The organism is Nocardia brasiliensis, from assembly GCF_042691675.1.
GTDB classification, from domain to species: domain Bacteria; phylum Actinomycetota; class Actinomycetes; order Mycobacteriales; family Mycobacteriaceae; genus Nocardia; species Nocardia brasiliensis_D.
The window spans coordinates 170,954-187,371 of sequence record NZ_CP170507.1; the positions used below are offsets into that span (position 1 = coordinate 170,954).

At 67.4% G+C, this 16,418-nt stretch carries 18 protein-coding genes; 8 read left to right on the forward strand and 10 right to left on the reverse strand.

The features are described 5' to 3' along the window. Positions 1-22: 22 nt before the first annotated feature. Positions 23-841: a class I SAM-dependent methyltransferase gene (locus ACFK0J_RS01025; protein ID WP_378735647.1), complete on the forward strand. Its 819-nt coding sequence runs from the start codon at positions 23-25 to the stop codon at positions 839-841. Positions 842-905: 64 nt separating this feature from the next. Here ACFK0J_RS01025 and ACFK0J_RS01030 read toward each other — a convergent pair whose 3' ends face one another. Further along, positions 906-1,673, reverse strand: coding sequence for an SDR family NAD(P)-dependent oxidoreductase (locus tag ACFK0J_RS01030; protein ID WP_218472558.1), 768 nt, complete (start codon positions 1,671-1,673; stop codon positions 906-908). 187 nt (positions 1,674-1,860) lie between these two features. Between ACFK0J_RS01030 and ACFK0J_RS01035 the strand changes: the two genes are divergently transcribed. Beyond that, complete coding sequence (locus ACFK0J_RS01035) at positions 1,861-2,739, forward strand: SDR family NAD(P)-dependent oxidoreductase (RefSeq protein WP_378735649.1); 879 nt, start codon at positions 1,861-1,863, stop codon at positions 2,737-2,739. 47 nt (positions 2,740-2,786) lie between these two features. Next, on the forward strand, positions 2,787-3,455 hold the full coding sequence (locus tag ACFK0J_RS01040) for a TetR/AcrR family transcriptional regulator (protein WP_378735651.1): 669 nt from the start codon (positions 2,787-2,789) through the stop codon (positions 3,453-3,455). 172 nt (positions 3,456-3,627) lie between these two features. On the opposite strand, the gene ACFK0J_RS01045 is transcribed toward ACFK0J_RS01040, so the two are convergent. The 3 genes from ACFK0J_RS01045 to ACFK0J_RS01055 all read right to left on the reverse strand — a co-directional run bounded on the left by ACFK0J_RS01045 (position 3,628) and on the right by ACFK0J_RS01055 (position 6,140). Beyond that, the gene (locus tag ACFK0J_RS01045) at positions 3,628-4,380 is read right to left on the reverse strand and encodes a TMEM165/GDT1 family protein (protein ID WP_378735653.1); all 753 of its coding nucleotides are present in this window, start codon (positions 4,378-4,380) and stop codon (positions 3,628-3,630) included. Positions 4,381-4,673: 293 nt separating this feature from the next. After that, a complete protein-coding gene (locus ACFK0J_RS01050) occupies positions 4,674-5,201 on the reverse strand; it encodes a peptidase (protein WP_378735656.1) in 528 nt (175 codons plus the stop codon). Positions 5,202-5,516: 315 nt separating this feature from the next. Next, complete coding sequence (locus ACFK0J_RS01055) at positions 5,517-6,140, reverse strand: superoxide dismutase (protein ID WP_218472564.1); 624 nt, start codon at positions 6,138-6,140, stop codon at positions 5,517-5,519. A 189-nt stretch (positions 6,141-6,329) separates the two neighbouring features. On the opposite strand from ACFK0J_RS01055, the gene msrA reads away from it, so the two are divergent. Next, positions 6,330-7,010: a peptide-methionine (S)-S-oxide reductase MsrA gene (msrA, locus tag ACFK0J_RS01060; protein ID WP_378735658.1), complete on the forward strand. Its 681-nt coding sequence runs from the start codon at positions 6,330-6,332 to the stop codon at positions 7,008-7,010. A gap of 56 nt (positions 7,011-7,066) precedes the next feature. On the opposite strand, the gene ACFK0J_RS01065 is transcribed toward msrA, so the two are convergent. After that, complete coding sequence (locus tag ACFK0J_RS01065; protein WP_378735660.1) at positions 7,067-7,678, reverse strand: hypothetical protein; 612 nt, start codon at positions 7,676-7,678, stop codon at positions 7,067-7,069. Between the two features lie 525 nt (positions 7,679-8,203). Between ACFK0J_RS01065 and ACFK0J_RS01070 the strand changes: the two genes are divergently transcribed. The 4 genes from ACFK0J_RS01070 (at position 8,204) to ACFK0J_RS01085 (ending at position 11,430) form a co-directional block, all read left to right on the forward strand. Next, positions 8,204-8,575, forward strand: coding sequence for a rhodanese-like domain-containing protein (locus ACFK0J_RS01070; RefSeq protein ID WP_378735662.1), 372 nt, complete (start codon positions 8,204-8,206; stop codon positions 8,573-8,575). Between the two features lie 22 nt (positions 8,576-8,597). Then, on the forward strand, positions 8,598-9,647 hold the full coding sequence (locus tag ACFK0J_RS01075; protein ID WP_378735664.1) for a DUF4328 domain-containing protein: 1,050 nt from the start codon (positions 8,598-8,600) through the stop codon (positions 9,645-9,647). Continuing rightward, a complete protein-coding gene (locus ACFK0J_RS01080) occupies positions 9,644-10,411 on the forward strand; it encodes a glycerophosphodiester phosphodiesterase (protein ID WP_378735666.1) in 768 nt (255 codons plus the stop codon). The genes ACFK0J_RS01075 and ACFK0J_RS01080 overlap by 4 nt, the downstream gene beginning before the upstream one ends. 98 nt (positions 10,412-10,509) lie before the next feature. Further along, a complete protein-coding gene (locus tag ACFK0J_RS01085; protein WP_378735668.1) occupies positions 10,510-11,430 on the forward strand; it encodes a DUF5926 family protein in 921 nt (306 codons plus the stop codon). 260 nt (positions 11,431-11,690) lie between these two features. Here ACFK0J_RS01085 and ACFK0J_RS01090 read toward each other — a convergent pair whose 3' ends face one another. The 5 genes from ACFK0J_RS01090 to ACFK0J_RS01110 all read right to left on the reverse strand — a co-directional run bounded on the left by ACFK0J_RS01090 (position 11,691) and on the right by ACFK0J_RS01110 (position 16,323). Further along, positions 11,691-12,239, reverse strand: coding sequence for a ferritin (locus ACFK0J_RS01090; RefSeq protein ID WP_378735670.1), 549 nt, complete (start codon positions 12,237-12,239; stop codon positions 11,691-11,693). Positions 12,240-12,310: 71 nt separating this feature from the next. After that, complete coding sequence (locus ACFK0J_RS01095) at positions 12,311-12,856, reverse strand: ferritin (protein ID WP_378735672.1); 546 nt, start codon at positions 12,854-12,856, stop codon at positions 12,311-12,313. Between the two features lie 10 nt (positions 12,857-12,866). Beyond that, entirely contained in the window at positions 12,867-14,189 is a 1,323-nt protein-coding gene (locus tag ACFK0J_RS01100) for an LCP family protein (protein WP_378735674.1), read from the reverse strand. Positions 14,190-14,613: 424 nt separating this feature from the next. Then, positions 14,614-15,408: a CPBP family intramembrane glutamic endopeptidase gene (locus tag ACFK0J_RS01105; RefSeq protein ID WP_378735676.1), complete on the reverse strand. Its 795-nt coding sequence runs from the start codon at positions 15,406-15,408 to the stop codon at positions 14,614-14,616. Between the two features lie 147 nt (positions 15,409-15,555). Continuing rightward, positions 15,556-16,323, reverse strand: coding sequence for a DUF2470 domain-containing protein (locus ACFK0J_RS01110; RefSeq protein ID WP_378735678.1), 768 nt, complete (start codon positions 16,321-16,323; stop codon positions 15,556-15,558). Positions 16,324-16,418: the final 95 nt, after the last annotated feature.

Below are 16,418 nucleotides of genomic sequence, written 5' to 3' on the forward strand. Positions count from 1 at the left end.
CGATCGAAAGGATCGCCAGCTTATGTCCGGAAACCCCCTTGCCGTCGCCGAGCCGTGGGATCTCGTCGCCGACGGTTACGCCGAATTCGCGCCCGCGATCATGCGGCCGTTCTCCGATCGCGCCCTCGAATTCGCCTCGCTGACAGCGTCTTCCCAGGTCATCGATGTCGCGGCGGGGACGGGCATACTGAGTTTGCTGGCCGCGCCGCAGGTGGCGCAGGTGCAGGCCATCGACTTCTCCGGTCCGATGATCGAGCGGCTCACCACCGCGGCGAAGGCCGCCGGGTTGACCAATATCGAGGCGCGCGTCGGGGACGGGCAAGCCCTGCCGTTCGACAGCGACCGGTTCGATGCCGGTTTCTCCATGTTCGGGCTGATGTTCTTCCCGGAGCGGATCAAGGGTTTCGCCGAGCTGTTCCGGGTGCTGCGCCCCGGCGGCACGGCCGTGGTGTCCAGCTGGGCGCCGGTCGCCGAATCACCGCTGATGCGGATGATGTTCGGGGCCCTCCGCGCCGCCGACCCGAGTAGCCAAGAGCCGCAACCCAATTACCTCAGCTTGGAGAATCCGGAGGTCTTCCAGACCGAGATGCGCCGAGTCGGCTTCGAAGCCGTGTCCATCCAACGTCATTCGACCTCCGTCGCCTTCGGCAGCGCGGAGCAGATGTGGGAAACCATGGTGCGCAGCAGCGCACCCCTGGTGCTCATGCGTCGTAGTGTCGGCGAGCAGATTTGGGGCGAGCGCGTCGCCGTGATGAAGGCCTACCTCGCCGAGCACTACCGTCCGAACCATCCACTGTCGACGACAGCCTTCCTGGGCATCGGACACAAACCGCAGGCCTGAACGCACTGCGCCCCGTCGAACCGGTGTGTGCGGTTGACGGGGCGCGGTGCGGGTGGAGTTGTGGTCAGCGCGGGGCCATACGGAGCGCGCCGTCCATGCGGATGGTCTCGCCGTTGAGGTAATCGTGCTCGACGATGTACTGCGACAGCTGGGCGTACTCGTCGGGGCGGCCGAGACGGGACGGGAACGGCACGCCCGCCTCGAGGCCCTTGCGGTACTCCTCGGTGACACCGGCCAGCATCGGGGTGTCGATGATGCCGGGGGCGATGGTGTTGACGCGGATGCCGAACTGGGCGAGATCGCGCGCGGCGGGCACGGTCATGCCGTGTACGCCACCCTTGGAGGCCGAGTACGCGATCTGGCCGATCTGGCCCTCGAACGCGGCGACCGAGGCGGTGTTGATGATGACGCCGCGCTGGCCGTACTCGTCCACGGCGTCGGTCTTGGCGATCGCGTCGGCGGCCAGGCGCATGACGTTGAAGGTGCCGAGCAGGTTCACGGTGATGACGGTGCGGAACAGCTCCAGGTCGTGCGGGCCGTTCTTGGACAGGATGCGACCGGCCCAGCCGACACCGGCGCAGTTGACCACGATGCGCAGCGGCGCGCCCGACTCGACGACCTTCGCGACGGCGGCGCTGACCTCGTCATTGCTGGTGACATCGGCCGGGATGAGGGTGACCCCGGCGGGCACGTTGTCGCCCGCGCGCTCGATCGACTGCGGCACATCCAGTCCGAAGACAGTGGCCCCCAGCTCGGCGAAACGCTTGGCGGTGGCGGCGCCGAGGCCGGATGCGCCTCCGGTGACAATGGCGGCGGAACCCGAAATCTCCACGATGGTCCTCTCGTTCGTGACAGCCAGTTGGCCCTTTGTCAATTGCACCCTAACGGGTACAACCCCCGAACCCCATGAGGCCTCCCTCTCACTGCGGAGAGAACCACCGCCCCGCCCGCCCTACGGCTACCGGAGCAGTGCGTGAGTATTTGCGAACGAATGTGTTCTTGGGTGGTACCGTCGCTGCATGAAGCTGTTTTCCGGGGCGTCGGTGGCTGGGCGGAAGGTGTTGATCACCGGGGCGGCTCGGGGGATCGGGGCGGCGTTGGCTCGGCAATTGCACGAGGGTGGGGCTCGGGTTGCGTTGCTGGGGTTGGAGGAGGAGTTGCTGGGGGAGGTGGCGCGCGATTGTGGGGATGCGCCTTGGCGGTACTGCGATGTGGGGGATGCGGCGCAGGTGGATCGAGTGGTCGAGATGTTGGTGGCGGAGCTCGGCGGGCTCGATGTGGTGGTGGCGAACGCGGGGGTGGCGCGGCAGTTGCCATTGATCGGGGGCGATCCGGCGGTGATGGAGGAGACGCTCGCGGTCAATGTGCTCGGCGTCTACTACACGTTGCGCGCGGCCGGACCGCACATCAGTCACTCGAACGGTTATGCGCTGGTGGTCTCTTCGCTTGCCGCCGCGGTGAATTTGCCACTGGTCGGCGCTTACAGTGCGTCGAAGGCGGCGGTGGAGGTGCTCGGCCACACCTTGCGCATCGAGCTGAAACACACCGGCGCCAAGGTCGGCGTCGCGTACTTCGCTGAACTCGACACCGACATGACCTCGCGCGGGTTCGGTACCGCCGCGGCCCGCGCGATCATCGGCCGCGCCACCGTATCCGGTGTCGCGCCGCTCGGGCCCGCCATCGACTCGGTGGAAAAGGCCATTGCCCGGCGCCGCCGTCAGGTCGTCTCGCCCTGGTGGGTGGCCGTCGTGCTGCCGTTCCGGCCGATCGCTCAGCGGGTGATCGGCTTCGCGTTGCGCCGAGGCGTACGGCGCGCCTTGGAGATCGCACGGAGTGAAGAGGCACCCTTTACAACAGACCAGCCGACCCGACCCCGCAAAATGGAGCGGCCAGCTTAGCGAAGGCGGAGCTACGCCTGAGCCCGACCGAGTACCGGAGTCATCGAATGACCGAATCGGCGACCAGCGCACGCCAACTCCCGCGTGGTAGGCACGGCCTGCCGCGCGAGCAAGTGGTCGCCTCGCAGCGCGAGCGCATCCTGATCGCGATGGCCGATGCGATGGTGGAGAACGGTTATGTCGGAACGTCGGTCGCGGCGATCCTGAAACGCGCCGGGGTGTCGAGGGAGACCTTCTACGAGCAATTCCGTTCCAAGGAGGCCTGTTTCGAGGCCGCCTACGAGCGGGCCGTGCAGAACCTGCTCGGCCGCATCGCGGATGCCTCCGGCGACGCGGCGCGGCACCCCGAGGGTCCCGAGCTGGACAGCATGGCCAGGATGGACCGGATCTTCCAGGCCTATCTCCAGCACCTCGTCGACGATCCGGCCAGCGCACGGCTGTTCCTGGTCGAGGTGTACGCGGTGGGGTCGGCGGCCATCGCGCGCCGGGCGCAACTGCAAGAACTGTTCGTCGGCCTGATCGCCGACGTGCTCGGTGCGAAGTCGGACGAGCAGCGCTTCGCCTGCCAGACCCTGGCGGCCGCGATCAGCGCCATGGTGACCGGCCGGATCGCGGCAGATGATCTGGAGGGTCTGCTCGCGCTGCGGGCACCGCTGCTGAATCTGGTGCGCCGGGGCGGGGAACTGTACGGAGATGCGCTGACCGACCCGGCCTGATCGTGGTGGCACCCGATCAGGCGAATAGAACCCGCTCACCTGGATCGAAGCTCACAGCGGCGGTCCGTGGATCAGTTGTCGGCCGCGGGACGAGCGCGTGGTGCTGGTCGAATTCATCGGTGCTCGTAAGGGCGTCGTCGCGGAGCCGGGCCCAACGACGCTGCCGCGCGGGCTACTGCCGAGCTCCAGGCTCCGAACCAGCAGCCGCGACCGACGACGGCCGGTCCGGTGCTCCGAGGGACTGTACTTCCGGCCGCCCGGCCCGGAGCGCGCGGATGAGCAGCAGTGCCGCCCCACCCAGGGCAGGTGCGACGGTGCCGAGCGCCGCCACAACCGGCCCACTCAGCGTAGGTGCGGCGGTCGACAGCAGCGTTGCGGCGCCGAAGTAGAGGAACAGCAGGCCCGACCCGATGCCGATGGCCCGTTCCGGCAGGTGCTTGCCGACCAGGATGCCGATGCCGATGGCCAGCGCGTCGGCGATCACCATGCCGATCGTCGAGCCCACCCACACGCCGACCCAGTTGTAGTCGGTGGCCAGCGCGGCGGTCGCGAACATGGTCCGGTCACCGAGTTCGGCGAGCAGGAAGGCGGACAGCACCACGAAGAACGGCGCGGTGCTCGCGCGCAATGTTTTCGGTGCGGGGTCTTCGTCGTCCGCGCCGAAGTGCTCGCGCAGTGTCCATAGTCCGACGGCCAGGAAGGTGAGTGCGGCGACCAGCGAGATGGTCCGAGTCGGGAGTGCGGAGCCGAGGAAATAGCCGACACCGACCGAGATCAGATGCACCGCGGCGGTGGCGGTCGCGATGCCGCCGAGCACCACCCACCACCGGTAGCGCAGCGCGAACGTCAACGCCATCAGCTGGGATTTGTCGCCCAGCTCGGCGAGGAAGACGATGCCGATACTCAGCAAAACAGTGGCGATCATGATGTGTGCGGCTCCCGGGTCTCCGGCCTGCCGGTCGGAGTCTGGGTATGCCTCCGGCCGGCAACGAAATAGTTGTCTCGGCCGAAGGTCTCGCCCACCGGATCGCTCCGGTTCACACAGCCGGACCCGGGCCCTGGTGGGGCGGATCAGTATGTCGACTGCGCAATTGGGGGCTACTCCCCTTCGCTGCGACCGACTCTACCTGGCCCGCGCTCGGTGTGCCAACCGAGTGTTGTCGAAATCGCAATGCGCACAATAAGTTTGGCGATCCACGCAGAGAGTTTCGGGTACCCTCACGCGGCGAGCAGCATGGCCAGAACCGCGGTGTCGGGGTCGCTGATCGGGTCCAGGCCCACCCGGCTGACCAGCGAGGTGACCGTGCCGTCGGATTCCGCCTCGGCCCACGCGGCCCGGTGCTCCAGACCGAGATGTGGCACGCCGGGCAGCAGCACGCACCCGGATGCGGCACCCGCGCATTCCGGCAGCGACGGCCGGGTTTCCGAGGGTGGATGCAGCATCAGTAGAGCTGCGGGCACATGTTCGGCAAACCGACCGGGCGCGAGCGCGTCGTCGCCGAGCACGGTTCCCTCGGCCAGCACCAAGCCGACCGTGCCGGGTTCGGGATCGTCCGGCAGCTCTTCGCGCACCCCGAACACCGTCGAGGTGGACAGCAGTCCGGGCAGCGTGGCCACCCGGACGGCGAGCACCAGCACCTGCGCCCATTCCTTGGTGGTGTCCGGCCAACGGCCGGAGATGACGAAGCCGCGCAGCGAGCCGCGGGCATGGAACGGCGTGATGCCGATCGGTCCATTCGTCCGCATCGTGCCTCCCGTGGGTTAACCGGGGGCGGTGTTGCCCGTCCTCGAACTGTGGATTCCGAGAATGAACCACGAATCACCTGGCACACAAGTACCAAAGAGTGCCAGTCGGTCGGCGGAAATGGGCTGATTATCGGTTGTTCCTGCCCACAGGCCCGCAGCGGATCGTCGGGCGGACGGCCCGAGACCGGTTTGCGGCCCGGGCGTGTCCCGACCGAGTCGGGATATCGAGCACGAGCCGTAGATATGCGACGGGCCCGCGCCCCCGAACCGCCGAATCGCGGAAGGGGAGCGCGGGCCCGTTCAGCCCTGGGGAGCTCAGCCGAAGATCAGGCCCTTGCCCTGGCCGACGGCGCGCTGGAAGCGATCCTGCACGTCTTCCCAGTTGACGACATTCCAGAACGCCGTGACGTAATCCGCCTTGACGTTCTTGTACTGCAGGTAGAAGGCATGCTCCCACATGTCGACCTGCAGCAGCGGGATGATGCCCAGCGGGACGTTGGCCTGCTGGTCGTACAGCTGGAAGGTCAGCAGCTTCTGGCCGAGGGTGTCGTAGCCGAGCACCGCCCAGCCGGAGCCCTGCAGGCCGTTGGCCGCGGCGGTGAACTGGGCGCGGAACTTGTCGAACGAACCGAACTGGTCGTCGATCGCCGCGGCGAGGTCGCCGACCGGCTTGTCGCCACCGTTGGGGGACAGGTTCTTCCACCAGATGGAGTGGTTGACGTGCCCACCGAGGTGGAAGGCCAGGTTCTTCTCGTACAGGAAAATGGCGCCGTGGTCGCCGCTCTCGCGCGCGGCTTCCAGCTTCTCGAGTGCGGTGTTCGCGCCTGCGACGTAAGCGGCGTGGTGCTTGGAATGATGCAGCTCGTTGATCTGCCCGGAGATGTGGGGCTCCAGGGCGCTGTAGTCGTAATCCAGATCTGGCAGCGTGTACTCAGCCACGATGTCCCTTCCTATGTCGGGCTGTGTGCGCCCGTCTCGAGCACACCCAACCATCATTCGTACACCCGCTCGGTTCCAACCGGGCCTGATGCCCCCGCATTCCGGCGCGGGCGCTCACCCTGGTGGGTGGTGCGCCGTCGCACCAACTTTCCTCGGCACCGGCGCGAACCTCACGCGTAGCATCGAACCATGTCGTGGTACGACGAACTAGTGGGGCGGTTGCGTCTCCCCGAGCCCGTCATGGTTGCGCGGGATCGAGCGCTACCCGGCCGGGCAGAACCGATCCTGGTTCCGGATACCCACTACGTCAACGGCCATTCGATCCATCCCCCTTTCCCCGAACGCATGCGGGTCGCGGTGCTGGCGATGGGCTGTTTCTGGGGCGCGGAGCAGGAATTCTGGCAGCTCGACGGCGTCTACACGACCGCGGTCGGGTATGTCGGTGGCTACACGCCGAACCCGACCTACGAAGAGGTGTGTAGCGGCCAGACCGGCCACACCGAATCCGTGCTGATCGTCTTCGATCCCGCCGTGATCGACTACCCGGGCGTGCTGCGGCACTTCTGGGAGAACCACGACCCGACCCAGGGCATGCGGCAGGGCAACGACCGGGGGACCCAGTACCGCTCGGCCATCTTCACCCTCGACGCCGAGCAGGCCGAGATCGCCCGCCGCACCGCGACCGCGTACGGCCAGCGGCTCGCCGAGGCCGGGTACGGCGAGATCACCACCGAAATCACCGGGCTGCCCGATCTTTCGGCGTTCTACTACGCCGAGGGTTATCACCAGCAGTACCTGGCCAAGAACCCCGGTGGCTACTGTCCGGTACATGCGACCGGGGTTAGCTGCCCGGTCGGCTTGGGCGCCTGACACAGAAATACCGCACATCCGGGAGGGCCCGGGCTGTGCGGTATCGGTGTCCGTGCTCAGAGTGGTGGTGCGACCCCGGGCCGAGTTGCCCGCGGATCGCCGGCGTCGTGCGCCGCCCACCAGCGCGCCCCGCCCGCGATGAACTCCGTCAGCGAGATCTCCCGCCCCTTCGAGTCGTGAATGAGCACGTTGTCGAACCAGACGCGAACGTCGAGTTCGCGCGGGTCGATGCCCTCTTCCTGGGAGAACTCCAGTACGTGCGCGCAGATGTGCTCGTCGAACTCGGTGTCGAAGCTGAGCAGCTCGCTCCACAGTGCCCAGCCGCTGTCATCGATATCGACGAACTCCCAGCCGTGTAGCCGGCCGCCGCCGAAGCTGCGGATCGCCTCGTCGAGGCCGTCCAGTTGCAGGGGCAGGACCTGCGGCTCGATATCGTCCCAGTTCTGCATGCGCAGGGACGCCGCGACGCGGCCGACCCCGGTGAAGGTGACCTGGACCCGGCGGTCCTCGGTGGGCGTTCCGTTCTCCGGAAGCGTCAGCACCTCCAGGTCGAGTCGTAGTTGCCCGGCCGCCGCGTCGACCTCCAGACCGAGGCACGTGGCCTCGGACAGGGCGACATTGAGGCCGGCCGTATCCATTCCGTCGAGTAGCCCCCTGCTCACGTTCATGGGCACAGGCTACCGACAGCTACCGGTGGAGCCCAGTATTTCAGTTTTTCGCTAGTGTTCTCGTTTTATATGGAACCGATTGGGACCCAGCGCCGTCCAAGTAGGTATCGGAACCCGCTACCACCGCGAGTTTCGAGGTCGGCGGCGAATGACCGCTCCGGGATGGATGGAGGGGAGTCCCGGATCGGTCGTTCGCGCCGCATGATCACGCCGGAAATCTGCCTGCGGCCTGTTAGCTAGCCTTAAAACGGGTGCGGGGCACGGGATGCCGTTAGCGGGTGGGTAACTTTGATAGTCAAACCCTGAAAATGGTGCGCTGTCCGATAGCTGCAGCCTGTGGATGAAGTTGTGGATTATGTGGATAACTCTGTCGGAGATATGCACATGCCGACCCTGAGCGGGGCGTCGATCAGGGTTCCGGGACGCAGAACATACCTGAAGTACCGGCTCGATGTCGAGCCGCCGAAGCCAGGACCACCGGCCGGAACTGCACCCCACCCCGGCGCCCATGGCAGGATCGAAACTGTGACGAGCCCCCATGTTCCTTCGGTCCCGGTGGACGCGGTGCCGAGCGAATTCGACAGCAGCGAGCCGACCACGGCCGACACCGCGCGGGCGATCCTGCTCGACGTGCGCGAGGACGACGAATGGCAGCTCGGACACGCGCCGGGCGCGATGCACATCCCGATGGTCGACGTGCCCGCCCGGGTGGACGAGCTGGACTACGACGTCGATCTGTACGTCATCTGCCGGCAAGGCGGCCGTTCCCTCCAGGTGGTCGAATACCTTACGCACATCGGCTTCGACGCGATTCAGGTCCGCGGTGGCATGGTTGCGTGGCAGCAGGCGGGACGCCCGCTGATCGCGGACGGCAGCCAGCAGGCGAAGATCTACTAGCGAACGCCGCAAAGGAGGCACGGTGAGCACGGTCGTACAACCTTGTGCGCGTTGTGGCGCGCGCTGGGCCGTGCAGTCGAGCCCGATGCACTGGTGCCCGCGCTGCCGTGGCGTATTGCTGTCGCCCGCGCCCATCGACGCCCCCGCCGAACGGCGCAACTACTGCTGGGTGGCGCGGCGGCCCGACCATCGTGCGCGCAGGTCCCCGGTCGGCCCGCGGCCTGCCGTCGGCCGCGAAACTCCGCGCTACACCCAGATTCCGCGCTGGGGACTGCTCGACCCGCCGCCCCGACCCGCCGCCGAGGCTCCTCGTCCGCTCGGCAGACTGACCAACTGGACGTCCAGGCTGCTGATCGCCACCGCCGCGGTTTTCGCGGTCGCCGCCGTAGCCGAGTTACTGCGCTATCTGCTCCTGCTGCGCAACCGCACGCGGCTGATCCATCCCGCCGTGCTGATCGGCTCCGACGCACTGGTCGTCGGAGCCGCGCTGCTCGCCCTGTTGCTGGCGCTGGTGACCGCGCTGGCGGTGGTCGGCTGGCTGATCGAGACGCGCCGGGTCGCTTTCCGGAAGATCGGTCGCGATGATCCGCGATCGGTGCGGGCACTCGTGCTCGGTTCTCTGGTGCCGGTGGTCAACCTGGTGTGGCCCGGGGTGTTCCTGACCGAGATCGTCGCCGACCGCGGTGATCCGCGGGCGCTGCGGGCGATCCGGATCTGGTGGGGCGCCTGGGTGTTCGGCGGCGTGGTCGCGGTGGCCGCGCTGCTGTGGCGGACCGCGGATTCGTTGCAGGTCAAGGCCGACGGGGTGCTGTTCACCGCGTTCACCGACCTGGTCGCCGCCGCGGTCGCGCTGCTCACCCTCGCCATGATGCGCGCGATCGAAGAGCGAGACGTGCTCGGCCGCGGCAGGATCGCGCGGCGCTGGTTGATCGCCGTCGATCCGCCCGTGCCGGTGATCGAGCCGGTGCAGCCCGGTGGTCGGGCGGCGCGCGCGGATAGCGAGCAGGCGCGGACCACGGATGATTCCAACGGTGCAGTGGACCGTGAGCACGAGGAGGTTATGGCCAAGTGAGCCAGGGCAGTCGCGCACCGTTCGTCGTGGCGCACCGAGGTGCTTCGGCGGCGCGCCCCGAACACACGCTCGCCGCATATGAATTGGCGCTACAGGAGGGCGCGGACGGTGTCGAATGCGACGTCCGGCTGACCAGGGACGGGCACCTGGTGTGCGTGCACGACCGCACCGTCGACCGGACGTCCTCCGGCACCGGGCTGGTCAGCGAGATGACGCTGGACGAACTCGAGGACCTCGACTTCGGCGCGGACGGCGAGCACGCCAAAGTGCTCACCCTCAGCGAACTGATCACGCTGGTGCTCGACTGGCGCAGCCGACCGACCAAGCTGTTCATCGAGACCAAACATCCGGTCCGCTACGGCGCGCTGGTGGAGAACAAGCTGCTCGCCGAACTGCAGCGGTTCGGCATCGCCACTCCCGCCTCGGCCGACCACTCCCGTGCGGTGGTCATGTCTTTCGCGGCCACCGCGGTCTGGCGGATCCGCCGCGCCGCGCCGCTGCTGCCGACGGTGCTGCTCGGTGAATCATCGCGATACCTCGGTGGCGGCGCCGCGACAACGGTCGGTGCCACCGCTGTCGGTCCGTCGGTGAAGACTCTGCGCGATCATCCCGAACTGGTCGACAAGGCGGCCGCCGCGGGCCGCGCCACCTACTGCTGGACCGTGGACGATCCCGACGACGTACGCCTGTGCGCCGACCTCGGCGTCAGCTGGGTCGCCACGAATCACCCGGGCCGCACCAAGGCGCTGCTCGACGCCGCCTGAGTTCGCGCTCGGTCACCTTGCCTCGCAGTAGCCTTCGGCCGGGTTCGGCGCCGTGGCGCGCGGTGTGCCGCCGAGCACACCATGTAGGTTGACCCCCCGTGGGTAAGAGCAAGCGCAATAGTCCTAAGCCCGGAGGGAACCGGGCACAGCGTCTCGCCGAGCGGAAGGCGGCGCTGGAGCAGGCGGCCCAATCCGTTTCGCGTCCCTTCGAGGGGCTGGCCGCGGAGTGCGATCTGGTCGCGCTGCGCGAATTCGTGCCGTCGGCCACCGCAGAGCTGAAGCTGGCGCCCGGTGTCGCGGCCGAGCGCCAGGTCGTGCTCGCGACGGTGCTTCCGGGGGCGGTGGCCGCGCTGGTGCGGGCGGGCGATCAGCCGAGTGGCTTCGTCGGCGCGCAGATGCAGTTCCAGGGCGCCGACCCGGGCGCCGACCTCGCCGCCGCCATTCTGTGGACGCAGTCCGCCGAACCCGGCGACTCGCTGTCCTCGGTGGAGAGCGTGGCGGGCGGCCCCCGGCTGGCCGACGTGATCGATGCGGGCGCGGAGCTGGATCTCACGGTGCATCAGGACTTCGACTGGTGGGTGCCCGAGGGCGTGCAACCCGACCCGCAGGTCGCGGCGACCATCGAGCAGGCCAAGCAGGCGATCATGCCCTCGGCGCGGCTCGCGCTCGGACCGGATTCGGTCGGCGCCGCGTGGTGGGTGGACGCGGGCGAGAAGGCGCACATCCGTTGGGTCCGTCCGGAAAACGAGGACGACCTGATGCTGGCGCTGGCCCGCCTGCACGCCGCCGGTGGCCTGCACCTCGGCGAGGGTTCCCGGTTCGCGGGCTCGTTCCGCACGCACGGTGTGCTGGTCCCGGTCTTCGACCTGGATCCGGAACAGCACGCCGAGGAGTGGACCCAGCCCGCCAAGGAGTTCGGCGTCCGGCTGGCCGAGGCGCTCGCCTCGGACGCGCCGTTGACCGCCGACGAGCGTCGCTCGCGGGACGGCCTTCGGTCGCGTCAGGTGACCCTGCGCTGAGCGCAGAATTCCCCGGATGGATTTCGCGAAAAATACTTCTCACGAATCCCGGCTCGGCTAGGTTCTCTGCGACACCACAGCTGGTGCGGGTGAGGGCAGTCTCACCCACCGTCGAGGGAAGAGGAAACCGTGACCGATCTGCTCGCGATGCTTACATCACTGTTCAGCTCGATGAGTGCCAAGTAAGCGCACTTCCATAAACGGCAGCAGGCCCAGCTCATCACAGAGCTGGGCCTGTTTGCTGCCATCGGCAAGGTCGATCAGATGGATCCGCCCGCTGTCGACGGGGCACCGGAAGTATCGCTGGGACCACTCATTTCCCGGGCGATGAACTCTTCCAGATCGAACAGGTTGGAACCGGCGCGATCGGCAATGGTGAGCAGGGTGGTCATGTTGGCGACCTCCTCGACCTGCTCCTTCAGGAACCACTGCATGAACTGTTCGCCCAGGTAGTCGCCTTCTTCGCGGGCGGTGCTGGCCAGCTGGATGATCTGGTCGGTGACCGTCTTCTCCTGGGCGAGGGCGAGTGCGATCGGCTCGCGCACATTCTCGAACTTGGATTTTGCCGCGTCGATGCCGGAAAGTTCGACACTGATATCCCGGTCGAGGAAGTACTGCACGATCATCATCGCGTGGTTACGTTCTTCGACCGCCTGCGCATAGAAACGCTTGGCCAACTGGGGCAGGTCCGCATTGTCGAACCACACCGCGATGGCGATGTATTGATGCTCGGCATTGAATTCATGCCTGATCTGATCGTGGAGCAGGCTGTGGAATTTGCTGCGTGGGGACTCCGGATGGCTGGACATAAAGGTGACATTAGCGCTGGTCAAGGCGCCTGTCATCCAAGTGCAACCTTATTGAGGCTAGTATTGCCTAATTAATTCTTCGCCGCCCCAGCCATTCTCGGGGTTGCGTTGTCGATGCGCCGCGGGGCGCGAAGTTCCCGCGCGAGGAAGTCCTCGACGTCGAACAGGTTGCCTGCCGAGCGCTCGATCACGGCCAGCACGGTGGTCATCCGGGCGACGTCTTCGACCTGTTCCTTCAGGAACCATTGGATGAAGCGCTCGCCGAGGTAGTCGTTCGATTCGCGGGCCGCGCGCGCGAGACCGGTGATCTGCTTGCTCCGGTTCTGCTCGGTCTCCAGCAGGAAAGCTATTGCGGCACGGGGAGATTCGAAGGTCGACTGGATTTCGTCCAACCCGGCGATCTGCACGTCGAGGTCGCGGTCGAGCAGATACTGGACCATCCGTAAGGCGTGTCCGCGCTGCTCGCCCGACTTGTCGTAGCAGTGTTTCGCCAACTGCGGCAACCGATTCGAGTCGAAGTACACGGCGGCCGCCAGATACTGCTGGGCGGCGGTGAATCCGTGACGAATCTGTGCGCGCAGCAGACGGGGGAACGGCTGAGCATCGGTGTCCGGCATGTGACCGACGCTACCTCGTCAGCAGGTCCTCCGGAATCGGTCGGTCCGAAGCGAGTGCGTCGAAGAACTGGCTTGCCTTGTTCTTGTCCCACACCAGCACGTTGCCGCTGGCGGTGTCGTCGAATCCGCCGATCGGCACCGTTGTCGCCACCGTGTCACCGCGCAGCGCCCAGCCGAGCTGCGCCAGATGCCAGATGTGGTCGCCCTTGTCGACCTTCAGCGATTTCACCGTTCCGGTAGCCAGCGGCCACAGCTTGAACGGGTTCACCAAAGTCGCGGTGCTGGTCGCTTTCTTCACCAGGGCGGCCATGAAGATGCGCTGATTGTTCACCCGATCCAGGTCGGCGAGCGCGGTCGCGCGGGTGCGGACGAAGCCGAGCGCCTCGGGTCCACTCAGCTTCTGGCAGCCTGCGGGCAGGTTGATCCCGGCCAGCGGATCGTCGATGGGAGCCGGCAGACAGACATCGATGCCGCCGAGCGCGTCGACGACACCGGCGAAACCGCTGAAGCCGATCTGCGCGTAATGGTCGATGTGTACGCCGGTCGCGATCTCGACGGTCTGCACCAGCAGTTGCGGCCCGCCGATGGCGAACGCGGCGTTGAGCTTGTCCCTGCCGTTGCCGGGAATGCTGACGTACGAGTCGCGCGGCAGGCTGACCAGCGTGGTCTTACCCGATTTCGGGACGTGCACCAGCATGATCGTGTCGGTGCGTTCGGGACCGACCTCGCCGCCGGTGGCGAGTTCCTGTTCCTGCTCCGGAGTCAGTCCCGCGCGGCCGTCCGAACCGACGAGCAGCCAGTTGGTGCCCGGCGTATCGCCGATGCGTTCGGCGTAATTCGCCAGCGCGGGGATGCGGCTCAGCGAGCGATCGAGTTGGATGACCGCACCGACCGCGGCCAGCACGAGTACCAGTAGCAAGACCAGGAACCAGCGGAAATAGTGGCGCTTGCGGCGCGGCCGCGGGGCACGGGCCGGACGTTCGCCGCGCGGGGGACCGGGCGGCGGCGGAGGTGGGGCACCCCGCGACGGTCGTCGCTGCTGAGGTGGCGGGCCCTCGCGATAGGGGACCGGCTGTTGCGTCGGCGCGTGGGTCTGCCGTGGTTTGTCGAGCGGTGGCGGCCTGCGCGCGGCGACGTTTTCCGGCGGGACCTGCGAGTACGCGAGCGGGGGCTGTGGGCCGCGACGGCGCAGCACCTGAGTCGGCTCGATGTACGGCGACTGGGGGTCACCGGGCGGCCCGGCCCGGTGCGGCCCGGGACGCTGCATCGGCGGCGGGCCGGGCGGCGGCACCCGGCGCATGCGCGCGCGGTGCTGGGGGTCGTCGCCATTCATCACTGAGACTCTACTTATCAGTCGTCGTTCGGGGTGCTCCTGCGACGGATCCGTCACGGTCCGTCATCCCCATTTGCCATGCGTACGCCGAATGCCGTGCGCGCCGGTCGGTGCCCATCCGTCGGAGCACTCTCTATGAATTCGCCTGTGCTGCGGCGCTGTTATCGCGCGGCGGGGAACAGTTGTGTCACGGGGATTTGCCGGTGGTCGCCTATCGGCTATCAGTGCAGGTGAGCGGCTGTACCCACGCGTCGATGTGTTTGTCGACACTGCCTTGTTGGGGCACCGCCGATATGCCTAGGGGTGACAGATCGCCTGCCGCCAGGGTGCGTGCAGGCACTGGTCGCGTCACCGGCCGATATCACCGGCAAGGGCCGGTTTCGCTGGGGCGGTCAGTCGACTGCTACCCCTTTGGGGATAGGAGTTACGGAAGCCAGGACACGTGTCCGCGCAGGGCGGTATATCCGAGGTAAGCGACCGTGTCGATGGTGGCGTGGGCGAGGATCAGCGGCCACAGTTTGTTCGTGCGCTGCCAGTAGCGGCCGAAGATCAAGCCCATCACCAGGTTTCCGAGACCGCCCCCGAGCCCCTGGTAGAGGTGGTAGCTTCCGCGCAGCAGAGCCGACGCGACCAGCGACGAGTTCTCCGACCAGCCGAGCTTGCGCAGCCGGGTGATCAGGTACGCGACCACGATGATTTCCTCGGCCACCGCGTTCGCGCAGGCGGACAGGATCAGGGCGGGCAACCGCCACCAGTGGTCGCCGAGCGACGCGGGCACGATCGTCACGCTCACCCCCATGGCGTGTGCGATCAGGTACAGACCGAGACCCGGCAGGCCGATGATCGCCGCGAGAATCAGTCCGGGCAGAACGTCCGCCCGCCAGCCGAGTCGCGCCGCGAGGCCGATCAGCCGTGGTCCGATTCCGCTGCGCCACAACAGATACAGACCGAGCGCCGCCCATCCGACCAGCCTCGCCACACTGAGCAACTGGAACAGCAGATCGATGGTGGACTGCGTCGACCGTGACGGATTCAGCGCGACCGTGCGCCCGCCCACCCCACCCGGCGCCAGCGCACTCTCCACCAACGACAGCGCCGCATTGAGCCCGCTCAACCCGAACGTGACCGCCAGCACGACCGCGATCTCGAGCTTGATCCCGAACCGCTCCCGCTCCGTCACCTCGGCCTCGCCCCGCTCAGCCCCGGACTCACCACGCATGCGCTCGAATCTATTGCCCCTGCTCGTCTCCACCACGCGCACCACCCGCGGAGTGCTGAAAATCCGCCGTGCCCCTCAGGTGTGGCGCGGGCCGTTCATCTGCGGTGACATCATCGCCGGAGCGGGAACCACCAGTTCTGGAGCGTGTCAGATGCGGCGTAGGCCGTTGAGGAAGGGGCATCCGGCCAGCAGGCGCACTGCGCGGCTGAGGGATTCGATGTCGTCGGCGGGGGTGTTGAACGGGAGGCGGAAGTCGTGGTCGCCGTCGCGGCCTTCGATGCGCAGGGTGAGGCCGTAGCGGTCGATGGCGAGCGGGTGCACGATGCCGTGCTGGAGGCGCGGCGGCAGGTGGCGGGCCAATTGCGCGACGACGTCCGCGTGGTCCGCATCCATGTGCTGCAACCAGGCGGATTCCAAGGTGCAGAACGGATCCGGCTGAGCCGACCGCAGTTCGTCGATGCTCACCGATTCGGCGCCGGTCGAGTCGGCGACCACCGCGGAGTTGATCACCAGCCGCAGCAGGGTCGCCGTGTGCCCCACGTCGAGCAGGGCGGGATCCGGATTCTCCTTGGCGACCTCGCCGGCCAGCGCCCGCTGCGCCTGTGCCGGTACCGCCCGCACCCAGCCGCGCAGCCACACCAACGCGCGCACCGGTTCGCGCAACGGCAGCGGCGCGTGGTCGGTGAGCTCCAGGACCGCCGGTGCGCCCGCGTCCGGGGAATTCCCGGTCACGATCGCCGCCACCGACGTGGTCGGCACCGCGATCACCGCGTCACCGCACTGGCGCACGTGATGCACCGAGACGGGCGTCGGATCGATGCCGGGCAGCGCGAGCACCGCCTGTTCCGCGTGCGCGCACGCACTGCGCACCCGCTCAGCGGTGGACGGTGCGACGGTCGGTGTCGGACGCGGCATACAAACCTCCGTGGTCGGGCTGTGTTCGCCTCGCTCGGCGCTCAATTAGGTTACCCTAAGCTAAGTGACGAGAAGAACATGCGCAAGCGTTCACG

Coding starts and splice junctions, on each gene's coding strand:
- ACFK0J_RS01095 (WP_378735672.1), bottom strand. CDS start 12,856: ATGCCGGACACCGATGCTCAGCCGTTCCCCCGTCTGCTGCGCGCACAG.
- ACFK0J_RS01035 (WP_378735649.1), top strand. CDS start 1,861: ATGAAGCTGTTTTCCGGGGCGTCGGTGGCTGGGCGGAAGGTGTTGATC.
- ACFK0J_RS01025 (WP_378735647.1), top strand. CDS start 23: ATGTCCGGAAACCCCCTTGCCGTCGCCGAGCCGTGGGATCTCGTCGCC.
- ACFK0J_RS01110 (WP_378735678.1), bottom strand. CDS start 16,323: ATGCCGCGTCCGACACCGACCGTCGCACCGTCCACCGCTGAGCGGGTG.
- ACFK0J_RS01065 (WP_378735660.1), bottom strand. CDS start 7,678: ATGAACGTGAGCAGGGGGCTACTCGACGGAATGGATACGGCCGGCCTC.
- ACFK0J_RS01050 (WP_378735656.1), bottom strand. CDS start 5,201: ATGCGGACGAATGGACCGATCGGCATCACGCCGTTCCATGCCCGCGGC.
- ACFK0J_RS01105 (WP_378735676.1), bottom strand. CDS start 15,408: ATGCGTGGTGAGTCCGGGGCTGAGCGGGGCGAGGCCGAGGTGACGGAG.
- ACFK0J_RS01045 (WP_378735653.1), bottom strand. CDS start 4,380: ATGATCGCCACTGTTTTGCTGAGTATCGGCATCGTCTTCCTCGCCGAG.
- ACFK0J_RS01040 (WP_378735651.1), top strand. CDS start 2,787: ATGACCGAATCGGCGACCAGCGCACGCCAACTCCCGCGTGGTAGGCAC.
- msrA (WP_378735658.1), top strand. CDS start 6,330: ATGTCGTGGTACGACGAACTAGTGGGGCGGTTGCGTCTCCCCGAGCCC.
- ACFK0J_RS01090 (WP_378735670.1), bottom strand. CDS start 12,239: ATGTCCAGCCATCCGGAGTCCCCACGCAGCAAATTCCACAGCCTGCTC.
- ACFK0J_RS01100 (WP_378735674.1), bottom strand. CDS start 14,189: ATGAATGGCGACGACCCCCAGCACCGCGCGCGCATGCGCCGGGTGCCG.